Below are 19,591 nucleotides of genomic sequence, written 5' to 3'. Positions count from 1 at the left end.
TGTATCCCAAATATATAAGGTATTCATTACATTCTCAAACGTTATTTATCTTAATTAGTATATCTATTTACTAATTTTCACAAATACGTTATCTGCAAACTTTTTTGTGACTGTTTCTACCCTGTCATCAAACTGAATTCTGATAGAGTTATCGAAGTCTCTAATTTCTAATATGGTGATTTTACTGCTTAGCACCAGTCCTATCTCTGACACGTACCTAAGAAAAGTCACAGAACCATCATTAACAGATACAAGCTGACAGACATCTCCTTCTGACAGAGAAGACAGCATTACTTTTGGTTGAATAGAGTACTTCCCGTCTGCATCCGGTATAATTTCTCCATGTGGGTCTCTTCTGGGGTAATTCATAAAGCGATCTAACTCATCAATTAACTTCGGAGAATTAATATGCTCCATTTGCTCTGCCACTTCATGTACCTCATCCCAAGTAAAATTGAGATAATCACATAAAAATGTCTCCCACAACCTATGCTTTCTTATCAGCCTTACAGCAATTCGCTTCCCTTCTTCTGTAAGGTCTAATTTTGTATATTTTTCACTCACTACATACCCCTTCGCTTTTAGCTTCTTCACCATATTATTGGTCGAAGCAGGAGATACATTGAGGTGATCTGCCAATTGATTATTACCTACTTTCTCCAACCCCTCATCAATAAGCAATTGAAAAAGGGCTTTTAGGTAATCCTCCTCACTTTTTGTTAATTTATGCAAATTCCCTTTGTTAGTCATAGCTAACTTTTTTAATTTTGTACCATTAAAAGGCAAATTTACTAAACCGAATGCAATTACTTAAGATCGTTTCGTTCGTTTTTTTCAACTTGTACGGAATATCTTTTATTTTCTATCGAGAAAAATCCCCTCACCCCTTATTTATTCCGAAAAAGTTAACAAGTCTTTTCTCTATTTATAAAAAAATTTTAAAAACAAAAGAGAAGTCCTATCTCCTCCCCTTTATACGATTTACTTCTCCTTTCAGTTATCATATTATTAATAAGAAAGCTATCCCCTAAGCGCATTTAATCACTATTATTTAATCAGACATGAAAAAAATCACCCTTCTACTCCTTATAACCCTTTCTCTTTTCTCTTGTAATTCAAATAAAAAAACACCTAAGGAAAAACTTCATGTAGTCACTACCACATCTATGATTACTGATATCTTACATAATATAGGAGGAGACTTAATCCAGGTAGATGGCCTGATGGGAACAGGAGTTGACCCTCATTTATACAAAGCCACAGAGGGAGATGTTTCTAAATTAATCAATGCAGATATCATCTTCTATAACGGATTACATTTAGAAGGGAAACTGGTAGCAATTTTTGAAAAAATGAAGCACCAGCAAATCAAAACTGTAGCACTTGCGAATATTTTGCAAAAAGAAGCGCTGATTGACTCTGATTATTTTGCTTCTAATTATGACCCTCATGTTTGGTTCGATATTAACAATTGGAAAGAGGTAGTACAATACGCAACTCAGGAATTAAAAAAGGCAGATCCTAAAAATGCAGATGCTTTTGAAAAAAACAAGGATATATATCTAAAAAAACTAACCCTTTTAGCCACAGAGATCAAGCAAATCATTAACACGCTACCTCAAGAAAAAAGAGTTTTAGTAACTGCTCATGACGCTTTTAGTTATTTTGGAAAAGCGTACGATTTTGAAGTAATCGGATTACAAGGGATTTCTACAGCGACCGAAGCAGGCGTACAGGACGTACAGCGATTGGCGAACTTAATTATTGAAAAAAAGGTAAAAGCTATTTTTGTAGAAAGCTCTGTTCCTAAACGAACTATTGAAGCACTACAGGCTGCTGTAACCTCTAAAAACCATGAAGTAACTATCGGAGGAACCTTATATTCAGATGCATTAGGTAACCCAGACACTAAAGAAGGAACCTATACAGGCATGTTTTTATACAACGTCAATACAATTGTTAATTCACTACAATAATTATGAAAGAAACTATTGCTGTTAGAATAGATGATTTAACGGTTGCTTATAATTATAAGCCTGTATTATGGGATATCGATTTAGTTATTCCAGAAGGGGTTTTAATGGCCATAGTCGGTCCTAATGGTGCTGGAAAATCTACTTTAATCAAATCAATCCTAGATATTATTGATCCCATTGCCGGCAGTGTACAGATTTATGGAAAACCGTATCGCAAAAATCGAAATCTAGTTGCTTATGTCCCTCAAAAAGGGAGTGTAGACTGGGATTTCCCTACGACAGCTTTAGATGTGGTAATGATGGGAACTTACGGAAGTCTAGGATGGATCAAACGTCCCGGAAAAAAAGAAAAGAAGGCTGCCTTAGAAGCTCTGGAAAAAGTAGGAATGCTCAGTTTCAGAAGTCGTCAGATAAGTCAATTATCAGGAGGACAGCAACAGCGTATCTTTTTAGCAAGAGCGCTGGTTCAAAATGCAGCAATCTATTTTATGGATGAGCCTTTTCAAGGAGTAGATGCTACTACCGAAAAAGCAATTATCAACATTCTCAAAGAACTCAGAAAATCAGGAAAAACAGTGATCGTTGTCCATCATGATTTACAAACTGTTCCTGAATATTTTGATTGGGTTACATTTCTTAATGTAAAAAAAATAGCTACTGGTCCTGTCAAAGATATTTTTAATGATGACAACCTAACCAAAACATATGGAATCAATTACAAAGTAAGTATTCTAGGATAAAAACAACCACAGCATGAACATTACAGAATACATAGAATTACTTGTAACTGATTACACCTTGAGAACAATTACTTTGGGAACTGCGATTCTCGGAGCTATTTGTGGAATGCTTGGTAGTTTTGCTGTATTGAGAAAACAAAGTCTTTTAGGAGACGCTATTTCACACGCTTCATTACCCGGAATCGCAATTGCTTTTCTTATTATAGGTACAAAAAACAATGCTATTTTATTGATAGGCGCATTAGTAAGTGGTCTTATCGGTTCGTTCTGGATACGCGGAATTATAAAAAAAACACATCTAAAATCTGACACTGCGCTTGGGTTAATCCTATCCTTGTTTTTTGGTTTGGGGATGCTTTTGCTCACCTATATCCAAAAACTCCCTAACGCCAATCAGGCAGGCTTAGAAAATTATTTATTTGGTCAGGCTGCAACCTTGTTAGAGAGTGATGTTTGGCTCATGGCAATAATCACAGGAATATGCTTGTTTATCCTGCTAATTTTCTGGAAAGAACTAAAACTGTTATTATTTGATGAAGATTATACGAAAACACTTGGATTCAACACCCGTTTTCTGGATATCTTAATAACAACCTTTATTGTTATTGCAATCGTACTGGGGCTACAGACTGTTGGAGTAGTCCTGATGAGCGCCATGCTTCTTGCTCCTGCTGCTGCTGCCCGACAATGGACAAATAACTTAGCCACCATGATCATTATCGCAGCTGTCTTTGGTGCTTCTTCCGGGGTTATCGGAACTGCTATCAGTGCTTCGAGCAACAACTTATCGACAGGACCTGTCATTGTTTTAATTGCAGCCATTTTTGTTCTGGTCTCCTTTATTTTCTCCCCAGGAAGAGGGTTACTTTTTCGAGAAATCAGATTTAGAAAAAACAGACATGACCTACAACTACACAAAACACTGTCATTTATGTACAATATTGCCAGTACTCATGAAAACAAATCTCACCCTCATGCTATAAAAATCCTAAACAACTTTCAGGGATTCACCAAAAAGTCTTTAAAAAAACTGGAAGACAAAAATTTTATTACCATCTCAGGAAATATGTGGTCATTAACCACTTTGGGATATGAAACAGCTGCTAACTTATACAATCAACTAACAACTGATCCGGAAAATGAGTAATATCCAAATAGAAATACAATTAATCGCTTGTCTGGTTGCTATTGCCTGTGCTATTCCGGGAACTTTTTTAGTTCTCAGAAAAATGGCATTAATTACTGATGCGATTAGCCATTCTATCCTTCCCGGTATAGTCCTCGGTTTTTTTATCACTCATGATTTATCATCTCCTCTTCTCATCATTCTCGCAGCGGCTACCGGAGTTCTAACAGTCGTTCTTGTAGAATTTATTCAAAAAACAGGGCTCGTTAAGGAGGATACCGCCATTGGCTTAGTCTTCCCTGCACTTTTCAGCATAGGAGTGATCCTCATCGCTCAAAATGCCAATGATGTACACCTGGATATCGACGCTGTTTTACTAGGAGAATTAGCATTTGCCCCTTTTGACAGGATACTTATCAACGATACTGATCTTGGTCCTAAATCTTTATGGACCATCGGAATTATATTGTTAGTTACCATCATACTGCTTTTCACTTTTTTCAAAGAATTAAAAATAAGCACCTTTGACAAAGGACTCGCTGCTTCTTTAGGATTCTCTCCTGTCCTTATTCACTATGGATTAATGACGATCTCATCTGTTACCACTGTCGGAGCATTTGATGCTGTTGGAGCCATTTTAGTAATTGCCCTTATGATTGCTCCTGCAGCCACCGCCTATCTATTAACAAATGACCTAAAAAAAATGATTGGTCTGGCATGTATATTTGGCATATCCGCCGCCTTATCTGGTTACTGGATCGCACATTTGCTAGACACATCCATTTCTGGGGCTATGACAACCGTTTTGGGAGTCATCTTTTTAGCTGCTTATCTTTTTGCTCCTGACAAAGGGCTTTTTACTGTACTTTACCGTCAGAAACAGCAACGTATCGAAGTATCCCTCCTCACTTTTTTATTGCATATCAGAAATCATAGCGATGACCCTAAAGAATGTCATATCGACCACCTGAACGAGCATATCAACTGGCAAAAAGTTACTTCTAAATCTGTACTAGACCTCGCCCTAAAGAATAATATGATTCATATTTCTGATGATATCATCTCTCTTACCCCTAAAGGAAAGAAATTTACCAAAGAGGCGATCAACTACATTATTAAAGAAAAAAACACAGAAATAGAGCACATGAAAGATCGTTTTTTCCTGTTTCGGGGATAAAAAACTTCTACATTCCAGACATTTTAATTCAAAAAAAATCAGGATAGTTACGTAACTATCCTGATTCCTTTATATTTTAGATTCGATGATTAGAACTCTCTGTTCACATCCCAATCTTCTAAGTATTCTTTTACTCTTAGAACAAATTGTCCTCCTAAAGCTCCATTTACCACACGATGATCATAAGAATGTGACAAGAACATTTTATAGCGTATTCCTATAAAATCTCCTTCTGGTGTTTCTATAACCGCTGGTACTTTTCTAATAGCTCCCAATGCCAAAATCCCTACCTGTGGTTGATTAATAATCGGAGTTCCCATAATACTACCAAAAGTCCCTACATTAGTCACTGTATATGTTCCATCCTGAATATCATCTGGTTTCAATTGATTATTTCTTGCCCTACCAGCTAGATCATTTACAGCTTTGGTCATCCCTACTAAATTCAACCTGTCTGCATTTTTAATAACAGGAACGATCAAATTACCATCAGGTAATGCTGCAGCCATTCCAAGATTTATATTTTTCTTTTTGATGATTTTATCTCCAGAAACAGAGATGTTCATCATTGGAAAATCTTTTAATGCCTTTGCTATTGCTTCCATAAAAATAGGAGTAAATGTTATATTCTCTCCTTCTCTTTTTTGGAATTCGTTTTTCACTTTCTTTCTCCAGTTCCAGATATTGGTAACATCCGCTTCAATAAATGACTGAACATGAGCAGAAGTTTGCACAGAATCAATCATATGATGCGCAATTAGTTTCCCCATTCTGGACATCTCGATAATTTCATCCTCTCCAGACACAGGAATCACCGGATCAGGAGTTTTTGTTTTTACCGCTACGGCATTTGCTGGTTTAACAACTGCTTCTTTTTCTACATTAGCAACAGGTACTTCTTTAGCTACTACTCCTGCTTTCCTTTTTTCTATATACGAAAGAATATCGTCTTTTGTGACTCTATTATCCTTTCCGGTACCATGAATACTTTCTAACTCTTCTATAGACACTCCTTCCGTTGCTGCTATGTTCTTAACTAACGGAGAATAAAACTTATTAGAGCTACTAAAATCTATTTGCTTTGAAGATGCAACTTCTTCTATTCCTGCTTCCAGTACTACTGCTTCTTCTGGTTGCTCACTTACTACTTCTTTGCTTGCGGCAGGAGTTTCCGCTACAACACCCTCTCCATCTATTTCAATAATAGCAATTGTTTCTCCTACTTTTACTACATCATCTACATCAAACAGTTTCTCAACCAACACACCTTCTACCTCACTTGGTACTTCGCTATCCACTTTATCTGTAGCGATTTCTACCACTGCCTCATCCATTTCAATAGTATCTCCTACTTCTTTTAACCAAGTAGTTACCGTTGCCTCTGCAACACTCTCACCCATTTTCGGAAGTTTCAGCTCAAATTTTGCCATATTCTTAATCAAAAGTATTTATTGGTTATTATTTTTGCGAATTTAATTAAAATTCTCCTTTTATTTTGTTTTTTATCTATTATTTTATCCCAGCAAAACAACTTCGCCGTGATTACTACTACAATCACTTCCTAAAAAAAAGCATTCATTCCGAGGACGAATTCTAAAGGTAATTGTATGTGTATTATTCGATTGCATTGCAGAAATCATCTCATCATATCTTACAAAATCACCGTCAAAGATAACTTCGATATTATTAGTTCCCAAATCAGGTAATTGATTCAATGTTGCTAACGCTACTTCTTTTTTTACTGCTTTTTCTATTTTTATGACCAACTTCTGGTTTTGAGACACCAGCATAAGCTCTTTATTTTTGGGGAGATCTTTTTTCTTATCAAACAAAAATTGAACAGAAGACACAAAAGACACCCCAACCCAAACAATCCGATCTAACAACCAATTGGTCTTAAAATGTTTTTTATAAAAAATAGTCATTGCAGTATAAAACTGTTTTTTATAAAAACTGGTCAGTTTCGTACTCTCTCCTTTAAAATGAACCGCAGTTACTTTTCCACAATAATAATTTTGATACCCTGCTTTTTTTAATCTATATGCTAAGTCAATATCCTCTCCATAAATAAAATATGCTGTATCAAAACCTCCTATCTCCTGAAAAACAGTTTTTTTTATCCACAAAAAAGCACCTGTTAATACCTCTACAGCTCCTAATGATTTTTCAGAAATATGACTCGCATAATATTTTTTTATGATTCCTGACCGAATTCCAAACAATCGCTGAAAAGCAATCAAAGGAGCTGGAATATTTCGTTTACTCTCTTGCAAAAAAAGCCCTCTTCCATCAATCAATCTAGGGCCTATTCCTCCTACATCAGGCAAACGTTCTTCCAATTCAGATAATTTCTTAAAAATATCACCGGGAACCATTATATCCGGATTCACAAAACATATCTGCTCTCCTTTTGACACTGCTACTCCCTGGTTATTAGCTTGTGCAAACCCTACATTTTCTGTATTAATCAACAAAACAACCTCTGGAAACAATCGCCGAATCATAGTGACAGTACCATCCTGAGAGTTATTATCTACCACAATAATCTCCGCTTCCAGACCGCGTATAGCTTCTTTAATACTTAACAGGCATAACTGCAAGAAATACTCAACATTAAAGCTTACTATAACTATTGATAATTTCAGAAGATATTATTTTATAATTTACGAATTTTTTAATGCATTTTCGAACGGCACTCTATTAATTATACTTCTTCCCAGCGTTACTTCATCTGCATATTCTAATTCATCATTAACTCCTATTCCTCTTGCTATTGTTGATATTTTGACCGCTGTTCCTTCTAGTTGCTTATAGATATAGAAATTGGTTGTATCTCCTTCCATCGTAGCACTCAAAGCAAAAATCAACTCCTGAACATCCCCAGACTTCACTTTATCCAATAAAGATTGAATCGTTAAATCCTGAGGCCCTATTCCATCTAGCGGGCTTATTTTACCTCCCAATACATGATACAGCCCTCTGTATTGACTTGTTGCTTCAATAGCCATTACATCTCTGATATCTTCGACAACACAGATAACAGTATTTTTTCTATTAGGATTACTGCATATCTCACATATTTCTATATCACTTATACTATGACATTTTTTACAAAACTTTATTTCTGTTCGTAATTCCCGTAAGGCATTTACCAAATACTCTGTTTGGGTAGGCGGTTGTCTTAATAAATGCAACACCAATCGCAATGCAGTTCTCTTCCCTATTCCAGGTAATTGAGACATTTCATTTACGGCATTTTGTAACAGTTTTGAAGAAAATTCCATAGCACTGCAAATTTAACGTTTTTGGAACTATTCCCTGGTAAAAAAGAAGCTTAATTATCCATTCTCTACCTCCATAATATATTTCATTCTATTTTAGTATTTTTACTTCAAACTAAAAGAAACATGCTAGCATCTTTATCCGAAGAGACACAACTTGTACTGGCAATTATTGGAATCGCTATATTATTTGGTATTGTGCTTTGGAACACCAAAAGAAATCGAAAAAAACTTTATCACAGAGAACAACGGAATTTCAAAAAAAATTACGCCAAGAAGAAACATCAGAGACTTTAGTTTTTTTCTCTATTTTACCCCATATACTATTTACAGTATTTTACAGTTTATAAGTATCTATACAGACCAAAAGCACTAATTTTTAATCAGAAATGAAAATATACACAAAAACCGGGGACAAAGGGACAACCGCTTTATTCGGTGGAACCAGAGTTCCTAAGCATCACATTCGTATTGACAGCTATGGAACTGTCGATGAGCTAAACTCTCATATTGGTCTTATTCGGGATCAAGACATTGACGAGACTACAAAAAAGCACTTGATCGCTATACAAGATCATCTTTTCACCCTTGGGGCTGTATTAGCAACTGATCCTGAAAAAGCAGTATTAAAAAACGGAGAAAAACGTCTAAACATTCCTACTATTTCTACAGAAGACATTAGCTTTCTTGAGGAACAAATCGATGAAATGAATACCGCCTTGCCACCAATGACACATTTCGTATTACCCGGAGGACATCAAACTGTGTCATTCTGTCATATTGCACGCTGTGTATGCAGGCGGGCTGAGCGTTTAGCAGCTGCCTTATATGAATTAGAACCATTTGAAGAAGCTTCTTTGAAGTACTTAAACAGACTATCTGACTACCTATTCGTACTGGCACGAAAGTTGTCATACGATTTAAAGGCTGACGAAATACAATGGATTCCTACAAAGAATTCATAAGCCTAAAAACCTGAGTATTAAAAAACAACAAAAAATCACGTTCTTAGATATTATTGTTTAAATAATTAATTTTTTACTTGACTTTTTGAACTAAAAATTTATTTTTGCAAAAAATTAAACCAGTAAACGTATGTATTGGACTTTAGAACTAGCATCTTACTTAAGTGATGCACCTTGGCCGGCTACAAAAGATGAATTGATAGATTACGCAATTCGTACTGGAGCACCTCTGGAAGTTGTAGAAAACCTACAATCAATAGAAGATGAAGGAGACTCATATGATTCTATAGAAGAAATATGGCCCGACTATCCTACAGACGAAGATTATCTTTGGAACGAGGATGAATATTAAAACATAGAAAATAGCGCTAAAAGTCTCGAAAGAGGCTTTTTTTTTGCGTAAATTACGCCTTGTATACTGACCTTGACACGGTTTTATACAAAGCTTTGTATAACACTTGATAATCTTAGGAATTATACGGTGATTACCCCCTTATTATATAGCACTATACAATAATTCGGGTAGCCACAATAATTTTTATTAGTTAGACGTATAAGAACTAGATAAAACACACGACCATAATTATGGGAATTTTAGATTCTGTATTAAAAGTATTTGTTGGAGATAAATCCAAAAAAGACATAAAAGAAATTCAACCCAAAGTTGAATTAATAAAAAAAGCTGAAAAGACACTGGAAGGTTTATCTAATGATGAATTGCGTGCAAAAACTGTTTCTTTTCAAAACATAATAAAAGAGGCTCAGTCCGAAGTTAAAAATAAAATCGAAACGCTTACTAATGAAGCAAACACTACAGAGGATATCGATAAGAAAGAAGATATCTATGCAGAAATCGATAAATTAAAAGAGGAAGCCTACGAAATTGTAGAAAAAACACTTTCTGAAATCCTTCCTGAAGCTTATGCCTTAGTCAAAGAAACCGCCAAGCGCTTCGCTAAAAATGACAATATCACTGTACAGGCATCTGCATATGATCGTGAATTATCTGGCTCTAAAGAATACGTAACACTAGACGGAGAAAAAGCGATTTGGGCAACAAGCTGGAATGCCGCAGGAAAAGAAGTTTCCTGGGATATGATTCATTATGATGTACAGCTCATCGGAGGAATCGCCATGCATGAAGGAAAAATTGCAGAGATGCAAACCGGAGAAGGAAAAACTTTAGTTGCAACACTTCCTGTTTACCTAAACGCATTAAGTGGAAATGGCGTACACCTGGTTACTGTTAATGATTATCTTGCGCGTCGTGATAGCGAGTGGATGGCACCGTTGTTTCAGTTTCACGGATTAACCGTTGACTGTATCGATAATCACCGACCTAATTCCCCTGAACGAAGAGCTGCCTACAATGCAGATATTACATATGGTACAAACAATGAATTTGGTTTTGATTACTTAAGAGACAATATGTCTCACTCTCCAGAAGACTTAGTTCAGAGACCTCATAACTATGCGATCATAGATGAAGTAGATTCTGTATTGATTGACGATGCCAGAACACCACTTATCATTTCTGGTCCTATTCCAAAGGGAGACATACATGAATTCGATGAATTAAAACCAAAAATTGAAAAAATAGTTTCTGTTCAACAGAAGTTCCTTACAGGGGTCTTTGCCGAAGCTAAAAAATTAATCAAAGAAGGAAACACAAAAGACGGAGGATTTAAGTTACTTCAAGTCTACAGGGGTATTCCTAAAAATAAAGCATTAATTAAATTCTTAAGTGAAGAAGGAATTAAGCAATTGCTTCAAAAAACTGAGAATTTCTACATGCAGGATAACAACAGGGAAATGCACCAAATTGATGCAGACCTGTATTATGTTATCGAAGAAAAAAACAATCAAATAGACCTTACTGATAAAGGAATTGAATTCTTATCCGGAAAAGAAGATCCTGACTTCTTTGTTCTACCGCAGATAGGAATGGAAATTGCCAAAATCGAAAATCTGGAACTCTCTAAAGAGGAAGAAGCCGAGAAAAAAGAAGAGCTATTTAGAGATTACAGTGTAAAAAGTGAACGTATTCACACTTTACGTCAACTACTTAAAGCATATTCATTATTTGAAAAAGATGTGGAATATGTTGTAATGGACAACAAAGTGAAAATTGTAGATGAACAAACAGGACGTATCATGGATGGTCGTCGCTATAGTGATGGACTACACCAGGCAATTGAAGCAAAAGAAAATGTAAAAATCGAAGATGCTACTCAAACATTTGCAACAGTTACCTTGCAAAACTACTTCCGTATGTACAACAAGTTATCAGGAATGACTGGTACTGCTGTAACAGAAGCAGGAGAACTGTGGGAAATCTACAAATTAGATGTTGTTGAAATTCCAACGAACCGACCTATTGCCAGAAAAGATCAGGAAGACCTTATCTACAAAACAAAACGAGAAAAATACAATGCCGTTATAGAAGAGGTTACAAATCTGTCTAGAGCAGGTCGTCCTGTACTTATCGGTACTACATCTGTAGAAATATCAGAACTTCTGAGCAGAATGCTTGCCATCAGAAAAGTTCCGCATAATGTACTGAATGCAAAATTACACAAAAAAGAAGCGGATATCGTTGCTGAAGCCGGTAACCCAGGAGTTGTAACCATCGCAACCAATATGGCAGGAAGGGGAACAGATATCAAGTTATCTGATGAAGTAAAAGCAGCTGGTGGTCTAGCCATTATCGGTACAGAGCGTCATGATTCCAGACGTGTAGACAGACAGCTTAGAGGTCGTTCTGGTCGTCAGGGAGATCCAGGAAGTTCTCTTTTCTATGTTTCACTGGAAGACAACCTTATGCGCTTGTTCGGATCGGAAAGAATTGCTAAAATGATGGACCGAATGGGGCATAAAGAAGGAGAAATGATACAGCATTCTATGATTTCTAAATCTATAGAAAGAGCACAGAAGAAAGTAGAAGAAAACAACTTTGGGGTTCGTAAACGATTACTGGAATATGACGATGTAATGAATGCTCAGAGAGAGGTTGTTTACAAACGTAGATATCATGCCCTTTTTGGAGAGCGACTACGAGTAGACATCGCTAATATGATTTATGACACCGCAGAGGTAATCACTGAAACAAATAAAGGCGCTCAGGATTTCAAAAATTTTGAATTCGAACTGATCCGTTATTTCTCTATGAGTAGCCCTGTAGGTGCTGAGGAGTTCGAAAAAATGGACTCGAAAAAAATTGCAGGAGAAGTATACAAAAATGCTTATCAACACTATCAAGACAAAATGAAACGCAATGCAGAAACTGCATTCCCTGTCATCAAACAGGTATACGAAGACCCTTCTAACAACTACGAAAGAATCCTCGTACCATTTACTGACGGTGTAAAAAGTTTAAATGTTGCTACTAATCTAGAAAAAGCATACGAATCGGAAGGAAAACAGCTGATTACTGATTTTGAAAAAAATATCTCTTTAGCCATCATTGATGATGCCTGGAAAACGCATCTTCGAAAAATGGATGAATTAAAGCAAAGTGTACAGCTTGCTGTTCATGAACAAAAAGACCCATTATTAATATACAAATTCGAAGCTTTTGAGCTTTTCAAGAGCATGATCGAAAATGTAAATAAAGATGTAATCTCCTTCTTATTCAAAGGAGAGCTCCCAACCGGAAATACAGAGGATATCTCTGAGGCTCGTCAGGTAAAGAAGAGGGAAAATCTTGAAACATCCAAAGAGGAGATCCCTAATATGGATGAGCGTGCAGCCATGAATCGTGCTGCCGGACAAACACAAAGCCAGCCTCAGCAGGTTACAGAAACTATCACCAGAGAACATCCTAAAATCGGACGTAATGACAAGGTGACTATTAAGCATGTAATGAGCGGAGAAAACAAAACCGTAAAATACAAACAAGCCATTCCTTTAATTCAAAAAGGAGAATGGGTTCTTATAGAAGAGTAATTTAACAACATAAAAAAACCTCCAAATCGCGATTTGGAGGTTTTTTTTATTACTTTATTTATACAAATAAAACATATTCTACACTTTATTTTCTATTCGTTTTTTCAAAAAAACTACTTGAACTACAAATAACACCATTAATAACAATACACTATAAATAACCGATTTACTTGCTGTATATCCTGAAAAATTAAACCCGAATTTAAAAAACGAGAACTTGAACTTATAGCTAAAAAAATGTGAAACATCCACAAAAAGATAGGTCCCCACTAAAAACATTGTTATCAAAATTCCAATAACACCCCATGCTTTTTTTGACACAATAGGAGACATCTTATAATCTTCTTTACAAGGCACTGTCTCTGCATGAATCTTTTTCATCACAGTATCAACAAACCCTACAGAAGGAACATCTACTCCTGTCTTCTTTATCAATTCTTCTATTTCATCATAACGCTCTTCCATATCTATCCTTTATTTCTGGTGAAACATAGTCCTTTAGTAGCGAATATAGTTTTTTTCTCGCTCTGTAAAGTTTAATTTTTACATTTTGAGGAGAAATCCCGACAATAGCTGCTATCTCTTTTACTGAATTTTCCTCTAAATAATAGAGTGTAACAATAACAGATTCCTTTTCTGGGAGCTTCATAATTGCCTCCAAAACAATTTCATTCTGCTCTTTACTCTCCATATAGTCTAATGCATTCTCTACTTGTTTTAAAGCTTTTTCTGATACTTTATCTATTACACTAGTTGTAAAAGTTACAGATTGATTCCGAACCCTATCCAAACTTTTTCTGTATGCAATAGTATATAACCATGAAGAAAATTTCGACTTCCCTTTATACGTTCCCAACGACTGATATGCTTTTACAAAACTATCTTGTGCTATTTCTTCCGCTTCCTCTTTATTACGTACAATACGATACACTACCGTATACACCATATACTGATACCGCTCCACAAGAGCCGCAAAGATAGCTGTATCCCCTTCTAAGGTTCTATCGATAATTTCCTGGTCAGTATAGTGTGTCATTATCTATATGACGCACAATCTTTCTTTACGGTTACATTTTACTTACTAAAAAAATAAATTTTTTTTTTAATTAAACCTGTAACCAACTTCAAAACAATCCCGTCTTACTAAGAAAACGAACAGTATTAATCACAAAAAATGTAAATCTATGGGAGCAGAAGTTATTATTTTACCTGCTATATTAGGAGTTATTTTTGGTATATACTACGTATATATCTCTGCCAGAAATAAAGAACGAATGGCTTTAATTGATAAAGGAGCAGACGCCTCTATCTTTTTTAATTCTAAGGACAGGAAAGTTACCCCAATTTGGAAAATCATTATCCTCAACCTATCCCTATTATGTATGGGGATCGGTATTGGTATATTTATAGCCGGTATTTTGGATAAGGCTATTGGTGTAGATGAAGATATTGCCTACCCAGGCACCATATTCCTGATGGCTGGTATTGGGTTATACACTTCCTTCACAATAACAAAAAACCTGGACAAATAAAGGTTATAATAAAAAAAAGACCGAATTTGTGAATGATTCGGTCTTTTGTGTATGTGAGTTTTTGGTTTATTAATACATAGCGTATCCTTGCCCCTCTATTATTTCTTCTTTAATTTTTTCAATTACAATAGCTTTTCCTCTATTGTTTTCCAGCACATATCTTCCAAAAGGAAGTTGACTAAGATCAATTGTTCTTGTCGTTTTAGATAATACATGAACTGTATTTTTAATCTCGAAAAGTTTAATCATATCACCTTCTTCAAAATCAACTACTGTTATGATATCTCCTTCTCTAGAAATCTCCAATTCGTCTGAATCTGTACTAGCATAAAAATTGTTCAATTCTTCTGCTGTGTTCATATCTCCAAGATCAGTCGCTCTCTCACTGTCTTCCGCAACCATATAATCAGTACCTAACACATCCTCTTCTTCTAGATAAATCTCATCTTCTCCTCGCTCAATAACAATTGATCGACCTTCATTATTTTCTAATAAGTACTTCCCGATTGGTAATTGACTTAAATCGATTTGTCCTCTAGTTTTAGACAACACATGATCCCCTGTTTCTACTTCAAATAATTTTATCTTATCTCCTTCTTCAAAGTTTACCACTACTACAGTCAATCCATCAAATTCTACCTGAAGATTATTATCTGAAAATGCATAAAAGTTAGTTACGAAAAATAAAGTAATTAAAAGTAAAGTTGTTCTCATACTGTGTCCCCTTATCTGTCAATATTGTTACGTGATTACCGTACAATAATATTACTAAATTGTGACCCTCTAAAGAAAAAACTTAACTTTTAGATCAACTGTTTTTGATATTCGATAAAGAACACAAAAAACGAACTTTTCACACTTTTAAAACACTAACATGTTGATTTATAATTAATTACATTTTTAAAAAGTTTTTTTAATAGACAAAAGACATAATTTACAGACCAACAACTCAATTAACTGTTTGTTATCAAAAGTTTATTAATGTTAAAATCATATAAATCAACAAAATACATAATAAAAACAATGTATCAATTCCTAAAAAAACCTTTTAACAAAAAGAAAAAAACCTACAAAAACACAAGTATATTTCTTGTTATCCTTGGCACTTTTATTGCTTAAAATCAGTCAGTAACCAATATTATTTTTACATATATTTAAGATATTTTAACTATTTTATTTTTTTCGTTTACAAACAAAAGAAAAAGGTTTTTCCTCTCGAAAAAACCTTTGAATTATATCTTGTAATTTTCACTTGATAATCGAAACATAAATACCCTGGAGTTATCCAAAAACAGCATCTATTTCTTATTTGACATTCCCCGTAATTAGACCGAAGGTTCTACCAAAAAACAAAAAAATCTTTTAAGCATCTTATTATTACTTAATTAAAATGCTTGCGTAGTATTTCTAACCAGTCAGTAATACGTTCTGAAGACAGATCAGTTTGATTATCTTCATCAAGAGCCAGACCATAAAATAACTCTTCGTTATAGAGCGCTTTTGATTCATCAAAATCATAAAATTCAGTAGACCAATGCCCGACAATTTCCCCTCCGTTTCTTAGCACCTCTTTTGCTATTATCCCTATTCCATCCACGAAATACTGCGGATACCCATATTGATCTCCCAGACCAAAAACAGCTACCGTTTTTCCTGTAAAATCAATAGTTTTGAACTCCTCGAAATATTCTTCCCAATCACTCTGTAGTTCTCCATCATACCAAGTAGGAAGCCCTAGAATGAAATAATCATAAGCCGCAAAATCATCTTTAGTAACATTAGCTACTTCGACAACATTTATTTCATTAAAATCACATTCATCTACAATTACATGTGTTATCTCTTCTGTCATACCTGTATCAGAACCGTACACTAAAAGAATACCATTATTCTTGCCCATTTTTTATCCATTTATATCCATTCAATATTAATAAAGCACTTACGGCAACCATCCAACCTAAAATTAATATCTCGGATATGTTTGATGCTTCATACATAAATGAGGCTACTAGATGATATACATTATACCCTCCTAGCAAGATTGCCCATACAAATGCAACCCACTTATAAAGCTTTGCTGTAATCTCTAATGACAATAAACAGAAAATCAATGCTATTCCTTCGAAAAGGATTCGGTATATATGATGTATCAGAGGTACTTCGCCTGTGGCTCCTTCCATCATCAGGCTCTCATGATAGTATACTCCAAAAAGTCCATAGATGTGGTGTAGTATAAAACCTACTGCCAGAAATAACCATAAAAGTGATATTTTTAATTTCATGTTTTAATTATTGTTTTGACGTGCTTACGTATTTTACATTTTCTGTACAGCACGCTTTATTAGATTTAAATATTTATTATTGGCGGTTTAATGCCCCAAAGTTTGCCTTGAAACTGAAAAATTGTTTCTAACGGAATGTTTCGTGATAGTTTACCTACTTGGCAGGTTCCATTGCTGCTATGGTCATTTTTTCCTTATCAAGCTCAATGGATATTTTCCCTTTTTTCATCTTTCTCTGGGGTTCTTCTTTTCTCTTTACTTTTAATGCTGTTATAAAAGTTATCACAGACACCACTATCCAAAAAACATCAATAAAAAGAATCTCATGTTGATGATTCATATAGGTAACCCAAATCCAATTGCCTGAAGAAATTCCATTACTAATCGGAATAAAAAAACCAACAATACTTCCTGACAACAAACAATACTTATTAGTATAAAAATTGTCTTTTTTGAGAATAAAGAATACTGTTGCTAAAAGCCACCCACCAAAAAACGTCCAATACAGAATATCCATTCGCATGAGGTTATGCTCTTCCGGAATTAATTTTGAGACTACAAAAGAAATTGCAGTTATCGGGTACATACTTAAGCATAATGCCAGGTATACGACCCCTACTCTTCTGTTGAATCTTCTTTTTCGTTCTGGCATATTTCGTTTCTTTCTCGCTTCTAACCAAATCAAAACACCTGATATAATTACGAAACAGGTAATAATAGCCATTATAAAGTAGACCATTTTTAAAGCAAGCCCTCCATAATCTCCAAAGTGAAGACGATATATCACAAGTCGAACTCCCTCCATATAAGAGCTCTCATAAGGATCTTTAATAGAGGTTATTTTTCCTGAAGTGGCCTCGTATACAATCCTTCCTTTTCCCAGAAAGCCGTCTTCTGCTCGTATAAGTCCTTCCACCAGAAATTTCATATTGGAAGAACCATAATTTTTTATATGTACTTCTTCTGCAGTAAAACCTTCCCATTTATCCAGTGTGAACTGCATAAACTGATTTACTTTTGGCACGTCCTCAATCTTCTCTTCTAATGGGTATGTCTTCATCATAGGAAGTACATCTGCCATTAATTTTTCCTGATCTCCATTGTACAGAAAATTTGCTGGCAATAATGCCAGAATAGACAACCCCAGAAAGCAACTGGTTACAGCATACACAAACTGAAACGGCACGCCAATCATTCCTAATACTGTATGCGCATCTGTCCAAACCGTTTTTAGCTTAGCTGCTGGTCTGAAAACATAAAAATTAGATATAATTTTTTTCCAATGTACTACAACCCCTGTTACAATAGCGAATAAGAAAAATACCGCTACTAATCCTGCCAAATACATCCCTATATAAGGAATTTGGCTAAAAAAATGAAGCCGAAACAACAGCTCTCCCATGCTGTAGTAATCATAATATCCTGATGTCTCATAAGTTTCTGTATTGATTTTAAAATAAGCTCTCCCTTTATCTTCTTTTGTTGCTAACGAATCTTTTGATCCCTGGAGAATTACCAATACTTCTTGCTTGACATCACTCGGCATTAATCGAATATCTCTTCCGTATAGGTTATACCCTTCACATTCGATAGTTTCAACCACTTTATCGTAGTTTACATCTACCCTGTTTTCTACAGCTGTAGGGTTCCCTTTTTCCCACGCTGTAATTTCATCTTTTATAAGTGCAAATGCTCCTGCAAAAAAAATCACATATAGTGCTACACTTATAACTATTCCACTTACTGTATGTGTATGAAAAAACACATTATAATCCCTCTTACTCATGCTATATTTATACTATTGGATAATACATTTTCCCTAAATAAATCGCAATAGAACATATAAAAAACACAAGCGTATACACGCCCCATACTTTCCACCCATTCTTAGCCCAAAACGGCACAATAATCAGTGCTACCCATAACAAATACATACTATATATAGACGTGATCAGAACAGCTTTAAAATCTGGTACCCAATAAGCGATCGCTACATGTATTGCAGCAGCTACAAAATACCCTCCTAAAATCCCTGAAGATATCTTTGCAAAACGTTGCCAATTCGAAGTCGTTAAATATTTTGGATTTGCCGGCATCTTATGAAAGTATTAGTTCTAATAATAAAAAAACACAAAATGAAATGGCTATCCGCTTATATGTTATGACATGAAGAGGTGCTAGTAATATCACCAAACTACCTAACATCATAAAAATTAAAAAAGCGATAAAAACTCCTGCTCCTACTCCCAAATTAGCCGTTAAACCAATTAATGAAGCTAGTAACAATGTAATTCCTATACATTTTGCAATTGCATCATTTCCCTGAAACCAGGTTTCTACTTTTACCGGTAGTTCCAAAACGGCTCTTTTTGATGTATTATACAAAAAAAAGAAACCAGATAACATCAATAAAACTGTAATTGAAATCATGATTATATTAATTATTAATTATTAATTCATTTTTTAAAACTGTTAAATACAGTCGTAACTTGTAATCAAAAAACAATTAGTATCAGTATAAAAAATGTATGTATTAATTAGCAGATGCAGTACTCAACCATATTTTA

21 protein-coding genes are annotated in these 19,591 nt (G+C 34.9%); 9 read left to right on the top strand and 12 right to left on the bottom strand.

Features of this window, described 5'->3' with window-relative positions; translation table 11 throughout:
• Window positions 1-63: 63 nt before the first annotated feature.
• A complete protein-coding gene (locus HN014_RS13840) occupies window positions 64-750 on the bottom strand; it encodes a metal-dependent transcriptional regulator (protein WP_176029446.1) in 687 nt (228 codons plus the stop codon).
• 311 nt (window positions 751-1,061) lie between these two features.
• Between HN014_RS13840 and HN014_RS13835 the strand changes: the two genes are divergently transcribed.
• Genes HN014_RS13835 through HN014_RS13820 form a run of 4 tightly spaced genes read left to right on the top strand, consistent with a single transcriptional unit; the run spans window position 1,062 to window position 5,019 of the window.
• Window positions 1,062-1,976, top strand: a complete 915-nt coding sequence (locus HN014_RS13835; RefSeq protein WP_176029445.1) for a metal ABC transporter solute-binding protein, Zn/Mn family — start codon at window positions 1,062-1,064, stop codon at window positions 1,974-1,976.
• Between the two features lie 2 nt (window positions 1,977-1,978).
• Window positions 1,979-2,716, top strand: a complete 738-nt coding sequence (locus HN014_RS13830) for a metal ABC transporter ATP-binding protein (RefSeq protein WP_176029444.1) — start codon at window positions 1,979-1,981, stop codon at window positions 2,714-2,716.
• Window positions 2,717-2,729: 13 nt separating this feature from the next.
• A complete protein-coding gene (locus HN014_RS13825) occupies window positions 2,730-3,863 on the top strand; it encodes a metal ABC transporter permease (RefSeq protein ID WP_176029443.1) in 1,134 nt (377 codons plus the stop codon).
• Entirely contained in the window at window positions 3,856-5,019 is a 1,164-nt protein-coding gene (locus HN014_RS13820; protein ID WP_176029442.1) for a metal ABC transporter permease, read from the top strand. The genes HN014_RS13825 and HN014_RS13820 overlap by 8 nt, the downstream gene beginning before the upstream one ends.
• Window positions 5,020-5,108: 89 nt before the next feature.
• Here the strand turns inward: HN014_RS13820 and HN014_RS13815 are convergent, their stop codons facing one another.
• The 3 genes from HN014_RS13815 to recR all read right to left on the bottom strand — a co-directional run bounded on the left by HN014_RS13815 (window position 5,109) and on the right by recR (window position 8,303).
• Entirely contained in the window at window positions 5,109-6,449 is a 1,341-nt protein-coding gene (locus tag HN014_RS13815; RefSeq protein WP_176029441.1) for a dihydrolipoamide acetyltransferase family protein, read from the bottom strand.
• Window positions 6,450-6,533: 84 nt separating this feature from the next.
• Window positions 6,534-7,646 carry a glycosyltransferase family 2 protein gene (locus tag HN014_RS13810; RefSeq protein WP_303246395.1) on the bottom strand — a complete coding sequence of 371 codons (1,113 nt, stop codon included), beginning with the start codon at window positions 7,644-7,646 and terminating at the stop codon, window positions 6,534-6,536.
• Window positions 7,647-7,682: 36 nt separating this feature from the next.
• Window positions 7,683-8,303, bottom strand: coding sequence for a recombination mediator RecR (gene recR / locus HN014_RS13805; RefSeq protein ID WP_176029439.1), 621 nt, complete (start codon window positions 8,301-8,303; stop codon window positions 7,683-7,685).
• A 123-nt stretch (window positions 8,304-8,426) separates the two neighbouring features.
• Between recR and HN014_RS13800 the strand changes: the two genes are divergently transcribed.
• The 4 genes from HN014_RS13800 to secA all read left to right on the top strand — a co-directional run bounded on the left by HN014_RS13800 (window position 8,427) and on the right by secA (window position 13,210).
• A complete protein-coding gene (locus tag HN014_RS13800) occupies window positions 8,427-8,597 on the top strand; it encodes a hypothetical protein (protein ID WP_176029438.1) in 171 nt (56 codons plus the stop codon).
• 92 nt (window positions 8,598-8,689) lie between these two features.
• Complete coding sequence (locus HN014_RS13795; protein WP_176029437.1) at window positions 8,690-9,265, top strand: cob(I)yrinic acid a,c-diamide adenosyltransferase; 576 nt, start codon at window positions 8,690-8,692, stop codon at window positions 9,263-9,265.
• A 130-nt stretch (window positions 9,266-9,395) separates the two neighbouring features.
• Window positions 9,396-9,617 (top strand): DUF2795 domain-containing protein, encoded by a 222-nt coding sequence (locus tag HN014_RS13790; RefSeq protein ID WP_006989959.1) that lies wholly within the window; start codon window positions 9,396-9,398, stop codon window positions 9,615-9,617.
• A 233-nt stretch (window positions 9,618-9,850) separates the two neighbouring features.
• Entirely contained in the window at window positions 9,851-13,210 is a 3,360-nt protein-coding gene (secA, locus tag HN014_RS13785) for a preprotein translocase subunit SecA (protein WP_176029436.1), read from the top strand.
• A gap of 78 nt (window positions 13,211-13,288) precedes the next feature.
• Here the strand turns inward: secA and HN014_RS13780 are convergent, their stop codons facing one another.
• Together HN014_RS13780 and HN014_RS13775 are read right to left on the bottom strand one after the other, a co-directional pair.
• Complete coding sequence (locus tag HN014_RS13780; RefSeq protein ID WP_176029435.1) at window positions 13,289-13,675, bottom strand: hypothetical protein; 387 nt, start codon at window positions 13,673-13,675, stop codon at window positions 13,289-13,291.
• Window positions 13,659-14,246, bottom strand: coding sequence for an RNA polymerase sigma factor (locus HN014_RS13775; protein ID WP_176029434.1), 588 nt, complete (start codon window positions 14,244-14,246; stop codon window positions 13,659-13,661). Before HN014_RS13775 ends, HN014_RS13780 begins: the two co-directional genes overlap by 17 nt.
• A 148-nt stretch (window positions 14,247-14,394) precedes the next feature.
• Here HN014_RS13775 and HN014_RS13770 point away from each other — a divergent pair, with 148 nt between their 5' ends.
• The gene (locus HN014_RS13770; protein WP_176029433.1) at window positions 14,395-14,742 is read left to right on the top strand and encodes a DUF6249 domain-containing protein; all 348 of its coding nucleotides are present in this window, start codon (window positions 14,395-14,397) and stop codon (window positions 14,740-14,742) included.
• Between the two features lie 69 nt (window positions 14,743-14,811).
• Here HN014_RS13770 and HN014_RS13765 read toward each other — a convergent pair whose 3' ends face one another.
• The 6 genes from HN014_RS13765 to HN014_RS13740 all read right to left on the bottom strand — a co-directional run bounded on the left by HN014_RS13765 (window position 14,812) and on the right by HN014_RS13740 (window position 19,454).
• Window positions 14,812-15,456 carry a hypothetical protein gene (locus HN014_RS13765; protein WP_176029432.1) on the bottom strand — a complete coding sequence of 215 codons (645 nt, stop codon included), beginning with the start codon at window positions 15,454-15,456 and terminating at the stop codon, window positions 14,812-14,814.
• A 667-nt stretch (window positions 15,457-16,123) separates the two neighbouring features.
• Window positions 16,124-16,642 (bottom strand): flavodoxin, encoded by a 519-nt coding sequence (locus HN014_RS13760; RefSeq protein WP_176029431.1) that lies wholly within the window; start codon window positions 16,640-16,642, stop codon window positions 16,124-16,126.
• Window positions 16,629-17,024: a hypothetical protein gene (locus tag HN014_RS13755; RefSeq protein WP_176029430.1), complete on the bottom strand. Its 396-nt coding sequence runs from the start codon at window positions 17,022-17,024 to the stop codon at window positions 16,629-16,631. Before HN014_RS13755 ends, HN014_RS13760 begins: the two co-directional genes overlap by 14 nt.
• 154 nt (window positions 17,025-17,178) lie before the next feature.
• The gene (locus HN014_RS13750) at window positions 17,179-18,810 is read right to left on the bottom strand and encodes a PepSY domain-containing protein (RefSeq protein ID WP_176029429.1); all 1,632 of its coding nucleotides are present in this window, start codon (window positions 18,808-18,810) and stop codon (window positions 17,179-17,181) included.
• Between the two features lie 7 nt (window positions 18,811-18,817).
• Window positions 18,818-19,120: a hypothetical protein gene (locus HN014_RS13745; protein ID WP_176029428.1), complete on the bottom strand. Its 303-nt coding sequence runs from the start codon at window positions 19,118-19,120 to the stop codon at window positions 18,818-18,820.
• Between the two features lies 1 nt (window position 19,121).
• Complete coding sequence (locus tag HN014_RS13740) at window positions 19,122-19,454, bottom strand: hypothetical protein (protein ID WP_176029427.1); 333 nt, start codon at window positions 19,452-19,454, stop codon at window positions 19,122-19,124.
• Window positions 19,455-19,591: the final 137 nt, after the last annotated feature.

The organism is Aquimarina sp. TRL1 (assembly GCF_013365535.1).
GTDB classification, from domain to species: Bacteria; Bacteroidota; Bacteroidia; order Flavobacteriales; family Flavobacteriaceae; genus Aquimarina; species Aquimarina hainanensis.
Note: the sequence above shows the minus strand (reverse complement) of the source record. Positions and strands in the feature narration are given on the sequence as shown.

Coding starts and splice junctions, on each gene's coding strand:
- HN014_RS13840 (WP_176029446.1), bottom strand. CDS start 750: ATGACTAACAAAGGGAATTTGCATAAATTAACAAAAAGTGAGGAGGAT.
- secA (WP_176029436.1), top strand. CDS start 9,851: ATGGGAATTTTAGATTCTGTATTAAAAGTATTTGTTGGAGATAAATCC.
- HN014_RS13800 (WP_176029438.1), top strand. CDS start 8,427: ATGCTAGCATCTTTATCCGAAGAGACACAACTTGTACTGGCAATTATT.
- HN014_RS13745 (WP_176029428.1), bottom strand. CDS start 19,120: ATGCCGGCAAATCCAAAATATTTAACGACTTCGAATTGGCAACGTTTT.
- HN014_RS13760 (WP_176029431.1), bottom strand. CDS start 16,642: ATGGGCAAGAATAATGGTATTCTTTTAGTGTACGGTTCTGATACAGGT.
- HN014_RS13775 (WP_176029434.1), bottom strand. CDS start 14,246: ATGACACACTATACTGACCAGGAAATTATCGATAGAACCTTAGAAGGG.
- HN014_RS13740 (WP_176029427.1), bottom strand. CDS start 19,454: ATGATTTCAATTACAGTTTTATTGATGTTATCTGGTTTCTTTTTTTTG.
- HN014_RS13755 (WP_176029430.1), bottom strand. CDS start 17,024: ATGAAATTAAAAATATCACTTTTATGGTTATTTCTGGCAGTAGGTTTT.
- recR (WP_176029439.1), bottom strand. CDS start 8,303: ATGGAATTTTCTTCAAAACTGTTACAAAATGCCGTAAATGAAATGTCT.
- HN014_RS13795 (WP_176029437.1), top strand. CDS start 8,690: ATGAAAATATACACAAAAACCGGGGACAAAGGGACAACCGCTTTATTC.
- HN014_RS13780 (WP_176029435.1), bottom strand. CDS start 13,675: ATGGAAGAGCGTTATGATGAAATAGAAGAATTGATAAAGAAGACAGGA.
- HN014_RS13750 (WP_176029429.1), bottom strand. CDS start 18,810: ATGAGTAAGAGGGATTATAATGTGTTTTTTCATACACATACAGTAAGT.
- HN014_RS13815 (WP_176029441.1), bottom strand. CDS start 6,449: ATGGCAAAATTTGAGCTGAAACTTCCGAAAATGGGTGAGAGTGTTGCA.
- HN014_RS13830 (WP_176029444.1), top strand. CDS start 1,979: ATGAAAGAAACTATTGCTGTTAGAATAGATGATTTAACGGTTGCTTAT.
- HN014_RS13765 (WP_176029432.1), bottom strand. CDS start 15,456: ATGAGAACAACTTTACTTTTAATTACTTTATTTTTCGTAACTAACTTT.
- HN014_RS13770 (WP_176029433.1), top strand. CDS start 14,395: ATGGGAGCAGAAGTTATTATTTTACCTGCTATATTAGGAGTTATTTTT.
- HN014_RS13820 (WP_176029442.1), top strand. CDS start 3,856: ATGAGTAATATCCAAATAGAAATACAATTAATCGCTTGTCTGGTTGCT.
- HN014_RS13825 (WP_176029443.1), top strand. CDS start 2,730: ATGAACATTACAGAATACATAGAATTACTTGTAACTGATTACACCTTG.
- HN014_RS13835 (WP_176029445.1), top strand. CDS start 1,062: ATGAAAAAAATCACCCTTCTACTCCTTATAACCCTTTCTCTTTTCTCT.
- HN014_RS13790 (WP_006989959.1), top strand. CDS start 9,396: ATGTATTGGACTTTAGAACTAGCATCTTACTTAAGTGATGCACCTTGG.